Source organism: Ignavibacteriota bacterium (genome assembly GCA_016212665.1).
GTDB lineage: Bacteria > Bacteroidota > Ignavibacteria > UBA10030 > SZUA-254 > FW602-bin19.
Map to the genome: position 1 here is coordinate 276,737 of JACREZ010000016.1, position 24,975 is coordinate 301,711.

Genomic DNA, 24,975 nt, shown 5'->3' on the forward strand with positions numbered 1-24,975 from the left:
CAAGAAAAGTGAAATCTAAACAAATAAAAAAATCATCGTGCGATAACAAACTTCCCGATTTGCCTTCCGTATTCCGACTCGACTGTGAAAACAAATATTCCGTTTGCCAACTGTCTTCCGCTCTCGGTGAAGAGATGGAAATCATGCTGACCGGGAATATCTCCGGCGGCTTCATCATGTTGGAAGGTAGCAACAACTTCTCCGGCAATTGTGTAAATCCGAACGGTTGCTTTCGATGGAAGATGAATGAACCTCACCATCCGTTTATAAGGAGTCCAATCACTGCTAGAGCCTTCAAATCCTCCTCCATTAACATAGTCTTCTGAGTTAAGATACGGATTTGGAACAACCAACACTTCTCCGAGTTTTTCACCCGGAGTGAATGTCATATAGACTTTCGTCGCATTCGATTTCAAATCCGATTCAGTTCCTTCGTACCAAAGTGTATCATAAAGAGTCCCGCCCGGTATTGGGCGTTCAATAATAGTAAATCCGGGTTCTGAAAACGCGGTAATGGCATACCAATAATGTTTTCCGGTGGAAAGATTACTATCAACAAAGGCGGTTTCGATTCCGGTATCATACCCGAATGGAAGCCCGTCAATTTTATCATACTGTGCAAGAAGAACAAATGATTTGTCATCATAGTGTTCTGAAATACTTCGATAGACCCGGTATCCTTCCCGGATAACACGTTTGGGAGTAAACGTTGACCATGGTGCCAGACCGCATGGTGTCGGAGTGGTGTACGTATCTCCGTAACAAGGTTGTGTCAGATCAACATTGCAATCCCAACGAAGCCGGACGGAATTTTTTGCTTGTTCTATTTTGAGAGGCGGCGGTGGAGGTTGTAACCTGTTCCAACCTTCTTCAGGATTATATGGTTGTAATCTCCGGGCAAGGTCTATTAACCACTCAACTTTATCCTCTGTCAGCAAAGCGATACACAATCGTAACGTATCGCCGGGACGAAATTCTTTGAATGGTCCGGCAGAAAGTAAGAACCGCGTGTCGTTTGGTGAATTGACAGGAGGTTCCGCGAACAAACAGTTCAGGTCGGATTCATCCGAGCAACTGATGCACCGGTAATTAGAAGTATTATCACTTCCTCCGCAAGGCGGCTCAAAACCAAATTCGCGAAAAATAATTTTTACACTATCCCACGGTAACGAAGCCTTGAGCAACGTGATACCGGCCGGTGTTGCACCTTGTTCAACAGGATTATGAGTGTAGCCCAATCGGACATCACTACTATATGCTGAATAATTTCTACTTGCATATCCCGATGTGCTACCGATGTCCATATCAGCAATGACACCAAGGTACACATCATTGATGATGTTGGAGCCAATGTTCACGAATGTATATTCGATGGGAATTGTATTTTTGTGGTCGGCATAATCAAAGTAAAATGTTCTCTGAATGATTTTGATTCCCATTGGTTGATGATGAATATCTGAAACAACCGTATCTGTAGCGGAAAAAGAAATTTCGTTGTTTGCAAACGTGCCGTAATCTTCATCAACGTGTGGTTCACCATGGTCGGGTATCCCGTTGTTTTGTGTGTATAAATCTCTGCTTCTGATGACACGAAACAGGCAAGAATCATAATTGCCGGCAAAAAAATTATCAAACGCAGGGTCGGGATTTTTTACCGGGTCGTACATTCCTTTGCATCCTTGTTCTTCAGTATCCGGCAGACCGTCCGTTCCAAGGTCATCGGTAACTCTATTCCAATCATCATCATTATCTTCGCCATCCAAAATATCTTCATCAACGTTTCCGTCGCCGTCATCATCAACACATAATTTATTCATCGCATAGTTGTAGTAACCCTGACGTGAACTATTGTACGCCGTATCTTTTTTCGAACCAAGCCAGAACTGGTTTCTCAGAGAATCTTTTGCGGCAAGATTGAATTCCGTTCTTCCTTCGGTTCCGTCATACGCTGTACTGACGTGCGGAACACCGTTGATTATTCCTCCGATAAAAGGACCGCCGCCATACAGATGTTCAATGCAACTGCCAAGCGGGTACTCCAAGCCAACGGGAATATTTCCGCAACTCGAATCTGAAGGCGGGTTTCCGTGAAACGCTACTTTCCCGAGCACCAGATCGTTGCTCATCCAGAGTTTCATTTCCTTTCCAATTGAAATGCGTTTTACCCATGAGTATGATGTATCAGTAACCTGAAATGTTTTTTTGTGCTGAGGGTGTACGCCACCAACGAAAATGAAAAGAAGCATTCCAAGAATTATTGTTGTAAGTGATTTCATAACGCTCTCCTGTTTACCGTGCTATCACAAATTTCCCGATTTGCTTTCCGTATTCCGACTCGACCGTGAAAACAAAAATGCCGTTTGCAAGTGGTCGTCCGCTTTCTGTGAAGAGATGGAAATCATGCTGACCTTCCGTATCTCCCGCACTTTCATCATGCGTGAATGTAGCAACCACTTCTCCCGCAATTGTGTAAATGCGAATGGTTGCTTTCGATGGAAGATGAATGAACCTAACCATGCGTTTGTATGGTGTCCACTCGCGTTCCAATCCTTCAAATCCATCGCCATTGACGTAATATTCACTTCCGCGATATGGATTGGGGACGACGAGTACTTCACCCGATTGGGTTGAAGGTCCAAAAGAGTTAAATACTTTTTGAGCGTTTTCAGAAATAGAAGATTCAACTCCCTCAATAACAAGAGTATCATACGAACTACCATTCCAGTGTGATGTATGGGCAACCACAGAATATGAAGTTACAGCGTACCAATAAATATTTCCTTTTCTTATTGCCGCATCTACAAATGTGGTTTCAATTCCTGTTTGAAATCCATATTTGTACGCATTATCAACATCGTATTGCGCGAGTAAAGTTGCTTTCGAAATATCGAGCGTATCTGAATCAATCCGATACACACGGTAACCTTCAAATGTATTTCCATTCAAGTTTGCCGATGGATTGTTACCTACATGTTCCCATGATAACGTCACACTCTCTTGTTCCTTCGAAACCTGTAATCGGGGAGAAGGAGGTGGAGTTGGAACTGCATATCCGTTTTGATGAAATATCAATGCCTTTCTTGCTCTACCCGACAGACTGTTCTCATGATTCCGCAAGTCATTTCCGACAACAAACGCAACAGTGAATCGAAGCGTATCTCCCGGTTTCAATTCCTCAAACGGTCCGAACGATAAAAGAAATCGTGTATCGTTCAAGGAATGACTCGATTGATCTGGTTTGATACAATTATGTTCATTCGGTCCACATTTCATACACTCCAACATTTCATCTTCATTATATGGTGAACTACCACAATCATCTGCTTCAAATTCATACCAATTGTAAACGATACGTAACGCGTTGAATGGTATAGAACTTCCTAAAAGTGTAACTCCTGCCGGTGTTGCATATCGGTCGAGAGGATTATGGATATATGCCGTTCTCTCGTTCGGGTAGTAACCGCTATAATTCCTGGAGGCAAATGAACTTCCGTTCACCCAACCGACATCCATATCGCAAATCATACCCATATAAACATCATGGATAATATTATTGCTGAAATTGGTAATCGTGTATTCAATTGGCAGGATACCTTCGAGCCATTTGTCTTTCCATGCGAACGAACGCTGATGAATTTTAATGCCAATCGGATTATGCCACGAAAGAGTTGCCACGGTGTCTGTTGAAAAGAGTAAAATATCATTATCAGAAATTGTAGCGTAGTCTTCATCAACATGTTGTTCTCCATTGTCGGGGAGTTTATTTCCTTGTGTATAAAGATATCTGCTGTTTTTCTTATACGGAGTGGTTCCGCGTTCTGCTTTGCAGACATCATAACTTGTTGAATCCCAGTTATCATTTGCCGGGTCTGGATTATAGTACGGTTCAAATCCACCTCTGCAACCGATTTCCAGAGTGTCGGGCAAACCATCAGAACCTAAATCGTCCGTAAGTTCATTCCAGTCGCCATCATTATCGAGACCATCGAACATATCTTCATCTGTCTTACCATCGTTGTCGTCATCAACTCCCTTTCTGTTCATCGCATATTTATAAAATCCAGTTCGAGTTGAATTATACAATGTATCGTCAATCGAACTTGTAAAAATATGTCGTTTATCCTTGTCGAACGAACTTTGCTGAAAATCTCCTTCTGCATCCGACGGATAATATGCCGCTGAGACATATCGCACGCCATTCACAATCCCACCAAGTATCGGACCTCCACCGTACAAATGGTCAACGCAGGAATGAACGGGATATTCCAAACCCAACCAATCATCGCACTCATATTCGGATGATGGCGATACGCCTTCATACGCTCCAAGCGCTTCTTTCCCTAACATCAATTCGCTGTTCATTCTGAGTTTCATATTGAAACCCTGAATAATTGATTTTGGATAGGATGCTGTTACTTCAGTCGGTTGACGTTTTGATTTTTTATTAACCTGTCCAACAATTTGTTGAGACAAGAAAAAAACGGTGACAAAATAAACTAAGTATTTCATACTTTCTCCTCATTATCGTGCTATTACAAATTTCCCGATTTGCTTTCCGTATTCCGACTCGACTGTAAAGACGAAGATACCATTTGCCAGCGGTCGTCCGCTTTCCGTGAACAAATGAAAATCATGTTGACCTTCCGTATCTCCCGCACTTTCATCATGCGTGAATGTAGCAACCACTTCTCCCGCAATTGTGTAAATGCGAATGGTTGCTTTCGATGGAAGATGAATGAACCTAACCATGCGTTTGTATGGTGTCCATTCGCGTTCCAATCCTTCAAATCCATCGCCATTGACGTAGTACTCACTTCCGCGATATGGATTGGGAACAACGAGAACCTCGCCCAATGATTCGGAAGGACGAAATGAATGATACACTTTCGTTGCATTATCTTCTATTGACGACTCATACTGCTCGCTGTATAACGTATCATACAAAACGCCGCCGTTTGAAAGAGGGCGCGTAATAATTGTCATATCGGGAATGGAAAATGAAGTCACAGCATACCAATAGGTGTGTCCTTTTCTTGCAAAACTATCGGTGAACTCTGTTTGTAAACCAACGTTGAATCCAAATATATCATCAGCCACGTCGAACTCTCTTAAAAAGGTAAACGGAGTTCTTGTCCCATTTTGTTCTTCCGCGCGATACAACCGGAATCCTTCAAAGATTCTTCCGCCGCGCGTTGCACCTGCAGGAGGATTACTTCTTCTCCAATGATTGGGTTCGAATGATTCTGCTATTTTGTTGGAATCATCCCATGTGTCGAGAGGATTCAAACATCCGGGTTTTTCCAAGTTCCATTGTAGTTTGATTCCTTCATCCGAAGAAGTAGCTTCAAGACATGGCGAGGGCGGGGCGAGGGGTTGTCTCCAACCTCTGCCCCATAATTTAATCGCTTGTTCTGCGTGAGCCTTCAGACTTTGAGACCCGGCGGAAAGGCGTGTTCCGCTCAGAAACGCTACTGTTGTGCTAATCGTATCACCCGGTTTCAATTCACGAAAAGGACCGAATGAGAAAAGGAATCGTACATCGGTATTTGTCGGAAAGGTGTTTTCGTCAATACAATGAACTCCGCCAAAAGCTTCGCAACTCATACATGCATATAAATCTTCATCAAGGGTTCCGCCGCATGGCGGGACAAAATCATACCACTGTAGTGTGTATTTCAATGATTCTAAGGCTACAGGTGTTTCAAGCAAGGTAAACCCGAACGGCGTAGAATTCCGTTCGGATGGATTTGCAACGAATATTGTCCGGAGTGAATCGAAATATCCTCCGTCATTTTGCTGTGCAAGCCCGACATCCGCATCAACAAAGAACCCGAGATACACATCGCGGATAGTTTTTCCTCCGATGTTTACAAATTCATATTTAATTGGAAGGATGCCATCAAAGATATCACTCTTCCATGCGTATGAATTCTGGATGATTTTTATTCCAAGTCGTGAATGTGATGTTGGCAATGAGGGAGATGTATCCGTTGCGGAAATATATACATCCTGGTCAGAGAATGCCGCGTAATCTTCGTCAACATGAGGTTCGCCATGGTCCGGAATTCCGTTTCCCTGTGTGTATATCTCCCTGCTTCTCATGTTCGGGAACTTTCCGGAATGCGTGGGATGGCATGAGTCGTAGTTTGCCGGATTCCAGTTGTCGAATGCGGGGTCAGGATTTGTGATGGGGTCGTAGCCACCCCTGCATCCATGCTCAGAGGAGTCGGCTACACCATCGCTGCCAATGTCGTCAGCAATGGAACTCCAATCGTTATCATTATCCTCTCCGTCGAGCGCGTCTTCGTCAATGATTCCGTCTTTGTCGTCATCAACGAAGCGTTTGTTTGGTTGCTTCTTATAATACCCGGTTTCAACAATTGATGAGTCGGTTGCAGAAGTAACCCAGATGGTATTTCGAAATTCATCCTTTTCTGAAGGGATAAAATATCCTCTTCCTGTATTTGGGTTATACGCTTCCGAAACTCGGCGGACTCCATCAACAACTCCACCAATAACCGGACCCGCGCTATACAGATGGTCGTAACAACTTCCGACAGGATATTCCATTCCGGGAATGTACCCGCATCGTTCATCGGAGGGTGGACTCCCTTCAAATGCCTGAACGCCCAGAGTGAGATAGTTGGTCATCAAGAGTTTCATACTGAACCCTTGTTGGAAATATTTTAGGAAAGTTGCGCTTGCAGAGTTCGGGGAAGGCGCGTTCGTTTTCTGTTTCGCAGATTGAGCGAAGACGGTTTGTGAAATCAATACAAAAAAAAGAACGAGTATCCTGATAGAATATCGAGAAGCAATCATGGGTCCCTCCATGTACTTGTTTATAAATAGGAATTAATCGAACATTTACTAACTAACTTTTCTCTTGGTGTAGCTGGTAGTATGAAATTACAAAACTTTTTTCACGTTGTCAAGCAAAATCGTGAACAAAAAGTAAAATTATACTTTCAGAGGTTCAAGCACGCGTGCTTTGATTTCGGATTGAAATCCTATTTGTTTGTGTGTACTGTCGCAAAACGGCATGTTTTTGCTTTGCCCGCACCGGCAGAGGGAAATTGCCGTGCGTCCTGATAAATCAAATTTGTTCCCTTCAGCGTCGAAGAGTTCAAATTCTCCTTCGATGCGAATGGAGCCGTTTGTTTTTACTGTTATCTTTGTCATGGTTGGTAGTGATTAGTGATTTGGTTTTGAAGGTATTGTTGAATTCAAAAGGAGTTGTCCGTCATCGTTGACTTTTATCCAGTAGCCTTTGAGCGGTTGCAATGTTTCTGTTTGGTTGTATCCATTTTCAAATTCATAAAAGGATGACTGGAGCGTTGTTCCTTCGGTGATGATTGTGTTTGATTGAGTTGGAACGGAAAGTGTGCCGATGAGATTCCATCCTTCGACAACGTCGAGCGTGTCGGCAAAGATGCTATCGCCGGTGATATTCGATGTTTGGTCTGCACCGAATTTCAACCAATAGCCGACTCCGTTTTCAAGCGAATCCTGAATTGTGTATCCTGCATTTTTATCAAACGAGAATGCTTCAGAAATAGCAGTTGGGAAGAGCGTTGTTCTTCGCGGGTCGCTGACACGAAGCGGGACGGAAACGAGGAACCACTTGTTCGCACTTGCGTACGTGAACTTCCGAATTGATGACCACGGACTACAGACGTTGTTCAACTTCGCCCGTACTCGCCAGAAGTATGTTCCGTTCACCGTCAATGAAATTTGTGTTGATGTATTTACAAGTATCGAATCGTTACTCAGCAATGATTGAAACAACGAGTCGTGAGCAACTTGAAGATGGTAGGTTGTGCCGCTATCCGAACTCGTCCAGATGAAAGTTTGATTTGATGAAACGAGAACAGTATTGTTTTCCGGCTGAAGGAGCAAGGGAACAGTTACCACAGTTTGAACTTTTTCAAACGCTCCGCAATCAACACGTGCATTATCAACACGAGGGTTTCCATCATAATCAGTTTCGCCTGAAGCGGGAACGAACGCAGGGTCGCCGGCATCAATTGCGGGTGAACCATCTTGCAATCGCAGATCGGGATTCGGAAGCGTATTTGATACAAAAAGCGGGTTTGCGAACGTGGAGTTTGCATCTTGTCCTGTTCCCGTTTTGTAATTATTGAAACCGGTGTACACTGTTCCGGCGTAATCAATTGTCGCTGAGTTCACTCCGCCCGGAGCGAACCAGAGATTGTAATCAAAAATATTTCCGGTACTGTTTCCGACCATTGTTGTCATCAAACGGTTTTGAGAAGATGAGTAAAATATGTTGTTTTTGATGATGCAGTCTTCCGTGTACTCTACTATAAGTTCTCCCGCGCCGGTACCTTCCGTATCGTTGTTGAAGCAAGTGTTGTTGAGGATGCTTGTCGTCGTTACTTTTCCTGTTGCCGGATAATCATACCCGCCGATGCCGATACCGCGTTTTTCATTATCAAACACAAGATTATTCCGCACAATCATTCCCGAAGAAACTCGTCCCTGATTTTCACATCCGATTTCGATGCCGACATCATTCGAGTATGAAGCATTGTTCTCCACTATTATATTGATGCCGCCGTCAACATAAATCCCCGCCGCATATCCGCCGCCATACAACGAGTGAGCATTATAGACAATGTTCCCGCGGCAAACTCCGTTTCGTACCGCATCAAGTGAGGGAGTTGGGCAAGTTCCTTCGCCGCCAATCATATCAATGCCGATGTTGTTGACATCGTGAACGAGATTGTTTGTCACCCAAAATGTATCCACGTTTCCGTTCAGCGTCAACGCTTCGCTGTGTCCCGGCTCGCAATCATAAATAATGTTGCTATCAACAACGATGTTGGAAAGAGATGTATTGCTTGTTCCGTAAATTGATATTGCCATGCAATCTCCCGCGCCCGCGCGTCGCATATCATGAATCGTGTTGTTCCTGAGTTCGATATGACTTCCGCCGCCTTTCACCCAAATGCCTGAGCCGAACGCTTGATTGAGATTGTTCCTGATTTCCAACCCAATGATTTTGACGTAACTCTTCTCTTCAATCAGAATTATCTGGTCGCCTGTTTTTCCCGTTCCATCCATGATAACCGTATCATCTTCAAACGGACGAAACGCGATGAAGCCATCAACAGAATTTCCGGAAACATTGAGCGTACATTTTTCATTGTAGATTCCTCCTTTAATGAAGACCGTACTTCCTGCCGTCGAGGCGTTGAATGCTTGTTGTAATGTTTTCCATGGTTGAAGTTCAGTGCCGGGATTTGTATCGTTGCCTGTTGGCGAAACGAAGTACTCCGTTTGCGCGTGCGCGAACGAAAACATCAAACAATAAATAACAAGCGATAAAATTTTCATGCAAGAGTGTAGCGAAATTAGAGAAGAAAGACAAGTCAAAAATAACAAATCAAAAATCTATTTTTTTGCTTTGTTTCGCTCTGAGAATCTCTTATCTTCCTACAAATGCAACACAAATCGAATCAGTACTGTCGAATGAATGTTCATCTATTGTCCATGATGAAACTCATTTGGTTTTTTCTCCTTGCATCTGTCGCAGGTGTAGGACAGAACACTACAAACGATGTGCACAACCCTCAAAAAGTCCTCACGCAATTCAGTCACGAAGTCTGGCAGACAGAGGAAGGTCTGCCGCAAAACTCGATTTCCTCCATCACGCAAACACGAGATGGGTATCTCTGGCTTGGAACGCTCGAAGGACTTGTTCGGTTTGATGGTGTTCGCTTTACTGTCTTTGATGTCGGAAATACTCCGGCGTTACCTTCAAACAGAATTGTCTCGTTGTTTGAAGATAAGTCAGGCAACTTGTGGATTGGAACAGAAGATGGCGGCTTGGCAAAATTATCGCACGGAAAATTTACTACGTTTACAAAGAACGAGGGATTACTTTCCAACACCATCGGAACTATTTGTGAAGATTTACGTGGGACAATCTGGATAGCGCATGGCAACGGTCTTTCACTTTTCAGTAACGGAGAATTCCGAACACTCACACGCGACGAGGGTTTTCCGGCGAATACTGTCAGTGCTGTGTGCAGCGACCTTGAAGGTTCCATCTGGATTGGAACAGAAAAAGGATTGGTACGTTGGCATGATAATGAGTATGAATTATTTCCAAGCTCACATTTTCCAGCCGGCGCTGAAATATTTTGCCTTCGTGCGGGCGCACAAGGAACCCTCTGGATTGGAACGACGGAAGGACTCACGCGTCTTTCAAACGGAACATTCACTTCGTGGACAAAGAAAGATGGATTAACTCATGAATTTGTCTGGTCGTTGTGGGAAAGTCAAAGCGGAAAACTCTTTCTTGGCACACACGGCGGCGGTTTGTGTGAGTTCGACGGGAAGAAGTTTGTTCCCTTCACCACCAGCAACGGACTTTCGAGCGATTTAGTCTGGTCAATCTTTGAAGACCGCGAAGGACTTCTCTGGATTGGCACGAACGGCGGCGGATTAAATCGCCTGAAAAATGCATTGTTTACTGCCTATACTTCGCTTCATGGTTTGGTCTATGATTTTGTTTGGTCAATTTGTGAAAGCCCTTCGGGAGATTTGTGGCTCGGCACATACAAAGGGCTCACAAAATATGACGGTAGGAAATTTACATCATACACAACCCAAGATGGCTTGTCTGATAATTTTATCTGGTCGGTCTATGTTGATTCGCGGGAAAGAGTCTGGGTGGGTACAACGAACGGGTTGGATGTTTTTGTCAACGGGAAGATTGTCAACTATTCATTAAGAGATGGATTGGCAGGAAGCACTATCAAGTGTATTCTTGAAGATAGTGACGGACGATTGTGGGTGGGAACATCGAACGGATTAAGTACAAGCACGACGACGATGAATGAAGATAGTCCCGTTCGGTTTACGTCAGTTTCAAAAGGAACAGGATTGTTAAACGATGTCGTGATGTCGTTGTGTGAAGGAAGCGACGGCTCCATGTGGATTGGAACCAACGGCGGTTTGACTCGTTACAAAAACGGAAATTACACTTCGTACACAACCATGGAAGGTTTGTCGGATGATGTGATACGAAGTTTGTATCAGGATAAAGAAGGAAATCTCTGGATAGGAACACAAGGAGGCGGATTGACTCTCTATCGAAACAAGAAGTTCACACAAATTACACAGCGACATGGTTTGTTTAACAACGTCGTTTCCCGGATTCTGGAAGATGATGATGGTCGGTTGTGGATGAGTTGCAACAAAGGAATTTTCCGGGTGAAGAAAAGCGAATTGCTCGATTTTGCAGAAGGAAAAATTGAGAAGGTCAATAGCGTCGCGTATGGAAAAGATGAAGGAATGAAAAGCGCCGAGTGTAACGGCAGTTCTCAACCAGCCGGATGGAAAACCCGCGATGGCAGGTTATGGTTTCCTACCATAAAAGGTGTTGTGGTCGTCAATCCGAAACAAGAAGAGCCGCATACAATTATCTCCCCGGTCATCATAGAGCGAGTGTTGGTGAACGAACAACCACTTTCTGAACTTGACCCGACAGGAATTCCGGTCGGTTCGGGAGAACTGGAAGTGGAATATACCGGTTTAAGTTTCTACGCGCCGGGGAAAGTTCATTTCAAATATAAATTGGACGGCTATGATGAAGAGTGGAAAGAAGCAGGAACAAGAAGAACGGCATTCTATACAAATTTATCCCCCGGAACATATACGTTTTGGGTAACCACGAGCGGAGAAGATTCGACTCAGTTAGGACCTTCGATTTCGTTTAGTTTTACCCTGCTTCCGAATTTTTATCAAGAGGTATGGTTTTACGGGTTGTGCATTGTTACAATTGCCGGAGTAACATACTCTTTGTTCCGGTTGAGATTACGCAGGATGAAAATTCGCGAACAAAAGTTGCTGGAACTTGTAAAAGAACGGACAAAAAATTTACAGGAAGAAAAAGAGCGGGCGGAACAGTCGCGGCAACTCGAAGAACAACAACGGAAACTTGCTGAAGAAGCAAATCTCATCAAGTCGGAAATTCTTCACATTGCCGCCCACGATATGAAAAGCCCGTTGGTTTCCATCAAGATGTTTGCTCAGGTTATCGCCTCCGAATCGGAAAGCCAATCAACCGCCGCACAGTTTTCGGATGATATCCATGCCAACGCGGAACGCTTGCTCGAACTCATCAATGAATTGCTTGAAGCATCGGCGATTGAAAGTCCGAAATTCAGATTACAAATAACACGGGTTGATTTTTCAAAGGTAGCTCAAACTGTCGTATTGAATAATCAAAAAATGGCAGAACGAAAAGAGCAAGCGTTACATTTCGAGAGCGGTGGTGTATGTTTAGTAGAAGCGGACGAAGGGAGAATCCGGCAGGTCATGGATAATCTTGTGAATAATGCAATTAAATTTTCACCGAGCGCAAAACCGATTCGCATCAAAACTTCCACCGAGAACGATTCTGTCCGGTTTGAGGTGAACGATGAAGGTCAGGGCTTCACCGAGGCAGACAAGAAGCGGGTGTTTGGAAAATTCCAAAGACTATCTGCACGTCCGACTGGCGGTGAACCTTCAACAGGATTAGGGCTTTCCATTGTGAAACAACTTGTTGAAATGCAAGGAGGAAAAGTATGGGTGGAAAGCGAAGCAGGAAAAGGAAGTACATTCATCGTGGAGTTTCCATATTGCAAGAAAAGCAGCGGCGTGTTTATGAATGAGATACTGTCACGGCAAGAATGATTGTGAAAAAGATGATATTGTTTGAAGTACAAACTCCCTTAGGATTTCCGGTGAGAACGACGAGAGAATAATGGGAGAAAGTGGTCGCCAAGCACCCCGATATGGAAAATCGCTTACAAGATGTAATGAATACACTCACCTCTCCGGACGAAATTAGAAAAAGCCGGCACGATGAATTGGTGTTTCTGTTTTATACGAAATCAGAAAGCCGTTGGCTATCGGTCGTTGTAAAACGTTTAAACGATGTTGGCATTCTTATAACATGTTATCGAACTGACAAAATAAAAGAAGGAGAAATATTATGGCACAAATAAAAATATATTATGAACCGGAGGAAGAATTACTAACAGTCTTTTGGCAACCTCCGAGAAAACATCAACTCTGTCAAGAAATTGACAATGGAATTGTAATAATTAAAGATGAAATGAACAACGAAGTGATTGGGGTTGAATTGCTTTCCTACAAACCAAACGACAATAGATTTGATTCTGTCATGGTTGAGTTAGGAAAACAGAAAGAACTCGTTCCGGCGTAATATTCGTTCCTGTTGAATTTTTTGATGAAAACAATTCATTCATACATTATCATTAGCGCGCTTCTGCTTCTTGCCCTCACGATGCTACTTCCCTTTCTCTGGATGATTAGCACATCGTTGATGACAGAACTTGAAGTCTATCAGTTTCCCCCGAAGTTTCTTCCATCGTCATGGAAGTGGTCGAACTTTATCGAAGCGTTGACACTTCAACCGTTCCCAAGATATTTTTTCAACACGATGGTTGTTGCCACTGCTTCCGTTCTCGGTCAATTATTATTTTGTTCGATGGCGGCATACGCGTTTGCCCGGTTGAAATTTGTCGGGCGCGATAAATTGTTTGGGTTGTATCTTTCCACGATGATGATTCCGGCAATCGTTACTATCATCCCGGCATTTCTTATTATCAACAAATTCGGTTGGGTGAATACGTATTGGGCGTTGTTTACCCCGTCGCTTTCAAGTGTGTGGGGAATATTTTTGCTCAGGCAATTTTTTCAAACCATTCCCAAAGATTTGGAAGATGCCGCGCGTGTTGATGGCGCAAGCGAGTTCACTATTTTCTGGAAGATAGTTTTGCCGCTTTCCAAGCCTGCGCTTGCGACGCTTGCCATTTTTGCATTTATGGGAAGTTGGAAAGATTTTCTTTGGCCCCTTCTTGTTACAAACCGAATGGATATGCGCACCGTCGAAGTCGGGATTGCAAATTTCAGCAATCTCTACACAACCGATTGGCCCCACCAGATGGCAGCCGCTGTTATGGTGATGCTTCCGGTGATTATCGTTTTCTTTTTCGCACAGAAATATTTCGTTCGGGGAATTACGTTTACCGGGATGAAGTGAATTCTGAAGGTTGATTTCTGATTGCAGATTTACGATTAATGATTTAGATTGAAACGATATGCGATATGAGATATGCGATGTGCGGAAGACAAAGTACATTTCTCAGTAAAACTTAAAACTCGAAACCCAAAACCCAAAACCCAAAACTCAAAACTCAAAACTTAACAACCTACAACCTACAACCTACATGACCAACACACAAACAATATCAACTTGGAAATTTCCCAAAGCATTCTGGACTGCCAACATCGTCGAGTTATTCGAGCGGGCGGCGTATTACGGAGTGTTCATCGCTGTCACTCTCTATCTCACCGATGTCGTCGGGTTCGATGATGTGGACGCCGCGTGGTTAAGCGGCTTCTTCTCGGCGGGAATGTATTTTCTTCCGCCGTTCACCGGAGCGTTTGCCGATAAAATCGGTTTCCGAAAAGCAATCTTACTGGCGTTTTCACTGTTAACTATCGGGTACTTCACGCTCGGCGCACTGCCGTACAAAGCCATGGTTGTTCCTGCGTTCGTCATTCTGATGTTCGGAGGCTCGTTCATCAAATCCATCATTACCGGTACGGTGGCAAAAACATCCGACTCGGCTAATCGTGCAAAAGCATATTCTATCTTTTATGGAATGGTGAATGTCGGAGCGTTCCTTGGAAAGACCATTGCGTTTCCGCTTCGTCTGAATCTTGGACTTGTCTCCATCAATTATTTTTCCGCGTTGATGACGTTGCTGGCGCTAATTACTGTCTATCTCTTTTACAAAAATGTTGATATGCACGGCGAGGGAAAAAAGATTCGCGAGGTGTGGGACGGACTTGTTCGCATTCTGAAAAGACCGCGCTTGTTGATTTTAATTCTCATTGTCACTGGCTTCTGGATGATTCAACACCAGATGTATGCAACAATGCCGAAATATGTGTTGCGCACGGTCGGCGTTACCGCCTCACCCGAATGGATTGCCAACGTTAATCCGGCTGTTGTTATGACATGTGTTGTTCTCATAACAGCGATGATGAAGAAGGTAAAGGCGGTCAGTTCTATGTTTGTCGGTATGGTATTGATGCCATTCTCTGCAATTTGTATGGCGTCAAGTCCGTTACTCGAATCAATTGCCGGGCATCAGGTTTCTATTTTCGGGTTGTTTACTGCTCATCCGGTTACGGTGATGATGATTGTGGGTATAATGTTCCAGGGACTTGCCGAGTGTTTCATCTCCCCGCGCTATTTAGAATTTTTCTCACTTCAGGCGCCCAAAGGTGAAGAAGGATTATATCTCGGATTCAGTCACTTACACTCATTTCTTGCATCGGTGCTTGGCTTCGGCATCTCCGGTTACTTGTTGATGAATTATTGTCCCGACCCGAAAACATTATCGCCCGAACAAATGGTTCACGCATACGACAATGCAAATTATATCTGGTATTATTTCTCTGCTATCGGATTTGTTTCAGCCGTCGGGCTTGCTATTTATTCGAAAGTAACGGCAAAGATTGATGCGAAGAAGCGGTGAGCGGTGAGCAGTGAGCGCTGAGCAATGAGCACAGAGCGTAGAGTCTGGAATACGTGACTACACAACGTTACAGACTATAAATGCAAATGACGAATGACAAATGACCAATAACAAATGACAAAAGAAAGATGATGAACATGTTACCCAGAATCTTCACAGTGTTAATCATCATCGTGTGCGTCTGCATGCCAGTTCTTTCACAGTTCCCGAACATCAGAGTCAGCAGTGTTTCTTCCAATGACCCGGAAGAAGTGAGCATTGCAATCAATCCGGTTAACCCGCTCAATCTCGCGGCGGGAGCGAATATCAATTATTACTATTACTCCACGAACGGCGGACAAAGTTGGACGCAAGGGCGACTCAGTTCTTCGTATGGAGTTTGGGGCGATCCCGTTGTTACGTACGACGCGGATGGTAATTTATATTTCGGACATCTTTCCAATCCGCCGTCGCCGGGATATTGGATTGACCGCATCGTTGTACAAAAATCTACCAACGGCGGACAAACATGGAACAACGGAGCCGGCATCGGGTTCAGTCCGCCAAGTAAAAATCAGGACAAAGAATGGCTTATCGTAGATTGGACAAACTCGCCGTATCGCAACAATGTCTATATGGCGTGGACGGAGTTTGATAGTTACGGAAGTTCCAGCGTTCTTGATAGCACGCGAATTCTTTTCTCCCGCACAACTGATGCCGGCGCAACGTGGTCGTCGCCGGTTCGCATCAGCGACCACGGCGGCAACTGCATTGACGAAGATGAAACAGTTGAAGGCGCAGTGCCTGCAGTCGGACCGAACGGCGAGGTCTATCTTGCATGGTCGGGTCCGCTTGGAATTATGTTTGATAAATCAACCGATGGCGGCGTGACATGGGGAACGGATGTCTTTGTTACGCCGCAACCCGGCGGTTGGGATTATGCAATCCCCGGAATTTACCGCGCAAATGGCTTACCGATTACCGCATGCGATATCAGCAACTCTCCGCATCGCGGCAATGTTTATGTTCAGTGGACTGACCAACGGAACGGAACGGGCAATACGGATGCATTCATTATCAAATCAACCGACGGAGGCGCAACGTGGGGAAATGTTGTGCGGGTGAATAACGACACGACAACGCGCCACCAGTTTTTTTCATGGATGACAGTTGACCCTATGACGGGAGTCGTGTATGTCTGCTTCTATGATAGAAGAAACACCACCGGCAACGCCACTGATTTCTATGTTGCAAAGTCAACCGATGGCGGCGAGACGTTTACCAATTTCAGAGTGAGCGATTCGTCCTTCACACCGACGTCAAGTATTTTCTTTGGTGATTATTCTTGCATAGCCGCACTTGAGGGGAAGGTCTATCCGATTTGGATGCGACTTGACGGAAGTAAACTCAGCGTCTGGATTGCGCCGTTTGATGATACCTACCATGCCAGTTTGTCGGTCCGTGAAAAATGGAACATGGTTTCCGTTCCTCTTGCCGTCAATGATTTCCGGAAGAGCGAATTGTTCCCGTATGCGGAATCGCCTGCGTTTGCCTACGAAGGGAGTTACGTCGTCAAAGAAACGCTTGCGCTCGGTGCTGGGTACTGGATGAAATTTCCTTCGCCGGACAGCATTCAACTGTTGGGAGTACAGGTTACCCGCGAAACGCTTGATGTACAAGAAAGTTGGAACATGCTCGGTTCGATCTCAGAGCCTGTAGCAGTAAACAACATTGTGAGTATTCCTCCGGGAATAATTTCCACGCCGTTTTATTCGTTCGATGGAACAAGATACAATCCGGTTGATACGATTCATCCCGGGACGGCAACGTTTGTGAAGACAAATCAGGATGGGCAACTTCTTCTTGCATCTGCGGCACAAGCACGTGGGAAGATTCTTCAAACAGAAAATATTGAACAATCGCCTGTGTACTTTTCATCAAGCAATACTATCACCTACGAAGTAAAAGAACACGGCAACGTTACACTGAAAATATTCGAACGTGAAGGAGAAGCGATTGCAACGCTTGTTGACGAAGTAAAAGATGCAGGAACGTATCAGGTGAAATGGAAACCTGAACGAGAACAACCCGGCGTATATCGTTTTTGGTTGTGCACGCGTTCAGGTTCAGAGAACGAACCGGTGGTGGAGACGGGGAAGTTGATGATGTATGGAAAATAACATGGTAGGTCAGACATTCCTGATGGTAGGTCAGACATTCCTGTCTGACAGACACGTGGTAAGAACACGAAACGATGACAGGCAGGAATGCCTGTCCTACCAATTCAATACAGAATAAAAGTGCAGACAGAAATTTATGGCAATTTAAATAACAATATGGTAGGTCAGACATTCCTGTCTGACAGACACGTGCAAAGAACACGAAACGATGACAGACAAGAATGTCTGCCCTACCACCATTCGACCTTTTGAGACAGCCCCATGTTGAAGAAATTGAAACCTGAATATTTCAAAACTTAAAACTCAAAAAACTATGAAACGACTTCTCCTCCTTCTTGTCACTGCTCTAACATTTGTTTCTGCACAAGACAAAATCCCGGAACAAAAATATATCTCCGCGTTCGACTTCAAACCAAACGACCTCGAACTTTCCCGTCTCGCCCAACCGAATCAATACTTCGATAAGATTGGTCGGCGGGCGGGATTGATGGGCTATGAAAGTGGTCAGTTCGAGATGTGGGTGTGGCCCTGGAAGCCGTTCAGAAATTTTGAATTGCAATTCTTTCTCGGCACATCAACTCAGCCAATTCTTGCAAAAGATATTGTCCGGACAATCTCCGTTACACCGGAATTGACCACGCTGACCTACACCTATGAATCGTTCACGGTGAAAGAACATATCTTCATCCCTCGCAACGAACCCGGTGCGATTTTGTTGCTTGATGTTCACTCCACTACTCCGCTATCCATCATTCCGGGATTTATTCCTGTGATGCAACCGATGTGGCCCTGCGGTGTTGGCGGACAGTTCAGTTATTGGGAAGATGATGTGAAAGCGTATTTGATTTCCGAACCGCAATACCGGAGCGTGTTCTTGTGCGGCTCTCCCGCCGGAACGCAGATGGCGGCGCCCCCCGCACACATGTTTGCCGATAACCCGATACAATTCCGGATTGATATTAAACCGGGAGAAACGACTGGGAAATTTATTCCGCTTGTCATTGCCGGTGTAGTTCCTGATTGGTCAACGCTTCAATCGAACAGGGATTCGTTGAAGAAGGTCGTGAAGGCAACGTATTCAAACTTATGGCAGAACGCGGAGAAATATTACAATGAGTGTTTCGACTACTATCAAAACCTCCGCACCTCGACAATGCAAATCACCACGCCGGATAAAGAAATCAATCTTGCGTACGAGTGGGGAAAGGTTGCTCTCGATAATTTAATGATTGAAAATCCGCGTCTCGGTTACGGAATGGTTGCGGGTTTCGGACTTTCGGGTGGCGGCGCGCGCCCCGGTTTTGCGTGGTACTTCGGCGGCGATGCGTTCATTAACATCCTCACGATGAACAGCGTCGGGATGTTTCAGCAATCGCGTGATGCGCTTGCGTTCACACAAAAGTGGCAGAGACAGGAGAATTATCCCATCAGAAAAAAAGACCAGAACGAGCCGCCGAAAGATGTCGGCAAGATGTCGCACGAACTTTCTCAGAGCGACGGCTTGTGCGATTGGTGGAACGATTACCGATACGGCTACAATCACGCCGATACTTCTCCATGGTATCTTGTGGCGATGGGAGATTACGTTCGCACGAGCGGCGATGTGGAGTTTCTGCGGCAGAGTTGGAAATCGGTGAAGCAGGCGTACGAGTGGTGCCTGAGCAAAGATACCGACGGCGACGGTTTGATGGATTTGAAAGGCGCGGGACTCGGCGCTCTGGAGTTCGGAAAACTCGTCGGCATTTATGCGGATGTTTATACGTGCGGCGTGTTCGTGCAGGGAACGAAAGAGATGAAGTACATGGCAGAACTTCTTGGTGATAGCCTCACGGCGAAGCAAGCGGATGAACAATTCAAAAAAGCGCAGCCGCGACTTGAAGAATTATTCTGGATGGAAGAAGAAGGATATTACGCGTACGGTGCAACGGAAAAAGGCGAGCAGGTGAAGGAGAAAACTCCGTGGTCGGGCGTGGCGATGATGTTCGGTTTGCTTGATGAAGAACGGACTGCGAAGAGCATCGAGGCGTTTAACTCGGCGGACATGTGTACCGATTGGGGAGTGCGAACGCTTTCCAACAAGAGCGAATTGTTCGAACCGACGAACTACAACTACGGAGCGGTGTGGCCCTTCATCGGTACATTTTTTAACACTGCGCAATTCAAACATCATTACGCATTGTCCGGCTATCAGATTTTGAAAGCAAACATCGCTCACGTTTTTGACCATGCGCTTGGCGTTGTACCTGAAGTATTTTCCGGAGAGTTAAATGAAAAACTCGGAGAAGGGTATCATCATCAGGGATTCTCTACGACAGGGTACATGCTTCCGTTGGTGAGAGGGTTGTTGGGGTTGGAGGTGGATGGGGTGGGAGGGAAAATTAATGTTAGTCCTCATGTTTTTTCATTGACAGACGTTGTTCAATTGTACAATGTTAGTAATATAATAGTAGGAGAAGATACAATCTCTGTTGAATTTAATGATGCTACTACTCAATGTTTATTAGCTACTCGCGGAAAAGATAGCATTGATATTATTTTTTCAGCAACTTGTAGACCAAATGAAAAATTTGATGAAGGCGTATTGTTATTAGACTTAGATACAAAAAATGTTGTAGGAGAAGGAGAATCTCAGAGTTATAGTTTAAATAGACAAAGGCTCGTAGGTTTATTCTCAAAAGGAATTGATAATCATCTTTTATTAACTTTTAAAATAAAAGGAAGAATCTCTGTAAATTGTTATACAGATAGAGATCCTTATTCTAATCCACTCTTCTTACCTCCAAAAGCTAACACAAGTATTGGTATTAATAACAATGGTTTGAAAATAATAACACAAAAAGTAATTAATGATAGTCTACAATTAATCGTCGAGGGTTTGTCGGGAAAAACATACAAGTTGGAATTATTTAGACAACCTGGTAACGTAAGGAGTTCTCAAATTGAAAATGGAACAAGTTATAGTCTTGATAAAATGACATTAGAAATTTCCTTTAACGGAAAATCAAAAAACGAATTTATTAGAAAAGAAATACCAATTCCCAATAGAATTCATCAAAAATAAAGATAAGCATAGACCGATCAAAAATTCTTCATTAAAGAAATTGTGATAACATTGAAGTAGTGCTCAGATGGACTCCACCCGCAGGTGGAGTCCATCTACCGTACGCTTAAGAATGTCACACAAGGGGGTATCTTGACGGCTTTGCGTCTTGGCGTGAGTGAAGTATATTACCATCGAATGAAACATCAAATAGAAAACAGACAACAGCGCTACACTATAATAGTGCTTCTCATTGCAACAACGCTCGTTGCTTTCATCAATATTTTCGAGAGCGAGTTCATCAAGTTTGATGACACAGGATATGTGTTGAACAATCGTCAGGTGCAATCGGGGCTGACTGGCGAAACAATCAAATGGGCATTTCAAACAAATCAGCAAAGCAACTGGCATCCGCTAACATGGCTCTCGCTTGCGGCTGATTACTCGATGTACGGGTTGAGCGCGAAGGGATTTCATACCACGAATTTGTTGCTTCATATACTGAACAGTGTCTTGCTATTTCTCGTGTTCGAGCGGATGACGAAATCGTTGTGGCAGAGCGCGTTCGTGGCGTTCGTGTTTGCGCTTCATCCGCTTCATGTGGAATCTGTCGCATGGGTTTCCGAGCGTAAGGATGTTTTATCGTCTCTCTTTTGGATATTGACGATGGGAGCGTATGTATTGTATGCTGAATCCGAAAATAAAAAATATTTTTACTTTACGATTCTCTTCTTTGCTTTGGGATTGCTTGCAAAGCCGATGTTGGTAACGCTACCGTTTGTCTTGTTGTTACTGGATTATTGGCCCCTTCAACGACTCAGGCTCGGTGAAGCACTGCCGGTACGTGGCAAAAAGAACATGAGCAAATCATTTGTTGATTTAGCAAAAGAGAAAATTCCATTCTTTCTGTTATCGCTCATATCAAGCATCATCACAGTCATAGTTCAGGATAAAGGAAGGTCGGTTGTTGAATCGATGGTGATTCCAATGAATGAACGATTGGCAAATGCGGTGGTGTCGTATGTTCAATATTTAAAACTGACATTGTTCCCAAGCGGACTTGCAATTTTTTATCCTCACCCGGAAAATTCAATAAGTATTCTCTTGATTCTTGGCTCAATCATCATTCTTGTCGGAGTGAGTGTGCTTGTGTGGAAGTTAAAGAGAAACCATCCGTATTTGTTTACCGGTTGGTGTTGGTTTCTCGGGACGCTTGTACCGGTCATCGGAATCGTTCAGGTCGGGATGCAGGCAATGGCAGATAGGTACATGTACATTCCGTTGATTGGAGTTTCAGTAATGATTGCTTTTGCAGGGACGTCTTTGTTGAAGGAAAGCAATCGCAAGTTGCTTACAATCTTTTTTGTACTTGTGGTTGGAGCGATGATGTCGGCAACGTACATGCAGACGGGGAAATGGAAAAACAGCAAGACATTGTTTGAACACACACTTGCCGTAACATCTGATAATTATCTCGCTCACCATATTCTCGGAACGGTTGCACTTGGTTCAGGAAAGACAAGCGATGCAATTTCTCATTTCCGCGAAGTAATACGCATCATGCCGACATATGAGCAGACATACAATAATCTTGGTGTTGCGTTTGCACGGATAGGGAATCTGGTTGAGGCAGAAAAGAGTTGGCGACGCGGATTGGAACTTGCCCCTACTGCCGACATGTATTCTAATTTAGGAAATCTGTATCTCTCGCAAGGGAAGGAAAGTGAAGCGAGTCGGGAATTGCAAAATGCGTTGCGGATGAATCCGAATCATATTGAGGCGCATTTTAATTATGGACATGTGTTGGCGAGGACAGGAAAATTTAAAGAAGCAAGGTTCCAATTTGAGGAGGTGCTTCGGTTAGCGCCTGGATATCAAGCGGCAAAGGAAGCATTGCAGAGATTAGAGAATGTAAAGTGACTTCAGGAGAGATGATGAAAAAAATCCGACCACTGAAATATTTAGAACGAACCGACAAATGGTATCTCGGCGGCGGCAACCGTTTGATTTGGACACCGACCTTTCCTGTCTGGCTTGATTATCCCGGCTTCTGGGATAAAGCGCACTATTATAATTATTCGATTGAACCGGTGTTTACATGGACGATTCTTTCGGAAGATGGAGATGAGATTTCTTTACGAGCGGAAAGTAGGAAATGGAATCCATCGAAACTGGTTACTTGGTTCGAGGTTCGAGGTTCGGGGTTTGACAAAGCGATTAACGATTTTCACCCGCCAAAGGCGGGCAAGGGATTCACGATTCACGAAACGAAGTGTTGTTTACCAAACGACGTGCTTGCATCAGTCGTTCATATCAAGAACACATCAAACAAAAAAAGAACATTGACATTTGTTGCGTGGACGATTCAACCGAGTCAACCATCAACAAAAACAACATGGATTGAGGATGTTGAGGTGAAGAAGGGAATTATTTCATTCACAAAACATCTCCATCGCTCCAATGCTCCAATACTCCCCGTTGCATGTTCGTTCGCACTCAACAAAAAAGTAGAATCAAGTTCAATCAACCTCAGCGAAGGTTCGGTGATACAACCTCACTGGAAGTTGACACCGTTTGCAGAGAAACTCCGGAACGGGAAACTTCAGAATGATGTAAAGTTGAACGGAGTGACGGATGATGGATTGATGTTTATGGCTTTGCAAACGAGCGTTGAGCTCGGAGCGCTGAGCAGTGAGGATGTTGGTGTTTTCTTTGCAGCCGCACCAACAAAAACTATTGTAAAGAAAAGCATCTCGGTTGCAGTTACATTGAAAGATCCGGTCAAAGCAAGTGAGAAAAACTGGAATGATTACTTTTTGACTGTCCCATATTTTCATTGTTCGGATGAATACGTTACAAAATATTATTGGTATCGCTGGTACGGATTGAAATTGAATACAATTGATGTAAAGGAAGGAAATTACAAACATCCGTTTGTGTGTGAAGGGATTGATTATTTCCGTGCGCCGATTTCATACAGCGCGCCATGTCATATGTTAGAAAATCGTTGGTTGAAAAATCCGAGACTTGCGCAAGGAAGTTTGTTGACATTCCTTAGCAATCAAAGAGAAGATGGAGGATTTCGCGGGTATATTGATGTGAATTACTACAGACAGGAAATGTTTTATCATGCAAATTGGGGAATGGCATTGAGAGAACTTCGCGCACTTCATCCTGATGTGAAATTTTTGAAGCAAGTCTATCCAGGGTTGAAAAAATATGTTGAGTATTTCGATCGCGAACGAGATGCAGAACAAAGCGGATTGTACGATATTGACAATCACTACGAAACAGGACAGGAGTATATGCACCGTTATCTTGCAGTTGATAAGAATGCAGATAAAGATAATTGGGGAGAAGTGTTTCGGTTGAAAGGCGTTGATTTTACTGTCTATATTTATGAGTTGAAGAAAAGGCTTGCGTGGATTGCTACTATCTTGAAGCGGAGTGATGGTGAAGTGGAGTATTGGAGTAATGGAGCATTGGAGATAAAGCGAGCGGTGTTGGAAAAGATGTGGGACAAGAATGAGCAAATGTTTTTTGATGTGAATCCGAAAACGGGAAAGAGAACGAACGTGAAAGCGGCGACGTGTTTTTATCCGTACATGACTGATATTGTTGACGAGTCTCATATTGCGGGTTTAAAATCTCATCTGCTGAATTCTAAAGAATTTTGGACAGAATTTCCGGTTCCTTCATCCAGTGTGGATGACAAGTATTTCAATGCAGAAGCAGAGTGGAAGGGGAAGCGAATGAACTGTCCGTGGAACGGAAGAGTGTGGCCCATGACGAACAGCCACATTGCAGAAGCATTAGCGCAAACTGCACTACGGTTCAATGATGATGAACTAAAAGCAAAGGCAGTTGAGTTTATTTCTCTATTTATTCGGATGATGTTCTTTGATGGTGATGTAACGCGACCGAATTGTTTCGAGCATTACAATCCATTAACGGGTAAACCAAGTACCTATCGCGGCGTGGATGATTATCAGCACTCGTGGATTATTGACTTGATACTAAAGTATGTCGTCGGGATAAGGATTGTAGAAAATGAAATTGTCTATGAACCTTTACCTTTTAATTTAGACAACTGTGTTTTTCATGGAAAAGGATTGAAGAAACATCGTAGATGAACCGTGATTGGGATTCAATGGCGACTTCAAACATGATTAAACACCATCAATCC

13 protein-coding genes are annotated in these 24,975 nt (G+C 44.1%); 8 read left to right on the forward strand and 5 right to left on the reverse strand.

Going from position 1 to position 24,975, the window contains the following annotated elements; genetic code table 11:
* Window positions 1-32: 32 nt before the first annotated feature.
* From HY960_06010 to HY960_06030, 5 genes are all read right to left on the reverse strand, one after another.
* Window positions 33-2,276, reverse strand: a complete 2,244-nt coding sequence (locus HY960_06010; protein MBI5215289.1) for a hypothetical protein — start codon at window positions 2,274-2,276, stop codon at window positions 33-35.
* Window positions 2,277-2,289: 13 nt separating this feature from the next.
* The gene (locus HY960_06015; protein ID MBI5215290.1) at window positions 2,290-4,509 is read right to left on the reverse strand and encodes a hypothetical protein; all 2,220 of its coding nucleotides are present in this window, start codon (window positions 4,507-4,509) and stop codon (window positions 2,290-2,292) included.
* Between the two features lie 12 nt (window positions 4,510-4,521).
* Window positions 4,522-6,819: a hypothetical protein gene (locus HY960_06020; GenBank protein MBI5215291.1), complete on the reverse strand. Its 2,298-nt coding sequence runs from the start codon at window positions 6,817-6,819 to the stop codon at window positions 4,522-4,524.
* A gap of 138 nt (window positions 6,820-6,957) precedes the next feature.
* Window positions 6,958-7,179: a CDGSH iron-sulfur domain-containing protein gene (locus tag HY960_06025; protein MBI5215292.1), complete on the reverse strand. Its 222-nt coding sequence runs from the start codon at window positions 7,177-7,179 to the stop codon at window positions 6,958-6,960.
* 12 nt (window positions 7,180-7,191) lie between these two features.
* Complete coding sequence (locus tag HY960_06030) at window positions 7,192-9,357, reverse strand: hypothetical protein (GenBank protein ID MBI5215293.1); 2,166 nt, start codon at window positions 9,355-9,357, stop codon at window positions 7,192-7,194.
* 156 nt (window positions 9,358-9,513) lie between these two features.
* Between HY960_06030 and HY960_06035 the strand changes: the two genes are divergently transcribed.
* The 8 genes from HY960_06035 (at window position 9,514) to HY960_06070 (ending at window position 24,922) form a co-directional block, all read left to right on the forward strand.
* Window positions 9,514-12,708, forward strand: a complete 3,195-nt coding sequence (locus HY960_06035) for a hypothetical protein (GenBank protein ID MBI5215294.1) — start codon at window positions 9,514-9,516, stop codon at window positions 12,706-12,708.
* 301 nt (window positions 12,709-13,009) lie between these two features.
* Window positions 13,010-13,243, forward strand: a complete 234-nt coding sequence (locus HY960_06040) for a hypothetical protein (GenBank protein MBI5215295.1) — start codon at window positions 13,010-13,012, stop codon at window positions 13,241-13,243.
* A 24-nt stretch (window positions 13,244-13,267) separates the two neighbouring features.
* A complete protein-coding gene (locus HY960_06045) occupies window positions 13,268-14,083 on the forward strand; it encodes a carbohydrate ABC transporter permease (protein ID MBI5215296.1) in 816 nt (271 codons plus the stop codon).
* Between the two features lie 187 nt (window positions 14,084-14,270).
* A complete protein-coding gene (locus HY960_06050; GenBank protein MBI5215297.1) occupies window positions 14,271-15,590 on the forward strand; it encodes an MFS transporter in 1,320 nt (439 codons plus the stop codon).
* A gap of 185 nt (window positions 15,591-15,775) precedes the next feature.
* Entirely contained in the window at window positions 15,776-17,749 is a 1,974-nt protein-coding gene (locus tag HY960_06055; GenBank protein MBI5215298.1) for an exo-alpha-sialidase, read from the forward strand.
* Between the two features lie 313 nt (window positions 17,750-18,062).
* On the forward strand, window positions 18,063-20,810 hold the full coding sequence (locus tag HY960_06060) for a hypothetical protein (protein ID MBI5215299.1): 2,748 nt from the start codon (window positions 18,063-18,065) through the stop codon (window positions 20,808-20,810).
* Between the two features lie 177 nt (window positions 20,811-20,987).
* Complete coding sequence (locus tag HY960_06065; protein MBI5215300.1) at window positions 20,988-22,709, forward strand: tetratricopeptide repeat protein; 1,722 nt, start codon at window positions 20,988-20,990, stop codon at window positions 22,707-22,709.
* 11 nt (window positions 22,710-22,720) lie between these two features.
* A complete protein-coding gene (locus tag HY960_06070; GenBank protein ID MBI5215301.1) occupies window positions 22,721-24,922 on the forward strand; it encodes a hypothetical protein in 2,202 nt (733 codons plus the stop codon).
* Window positions 24,923-24,975: the final 53 nt, after the last annotated feature.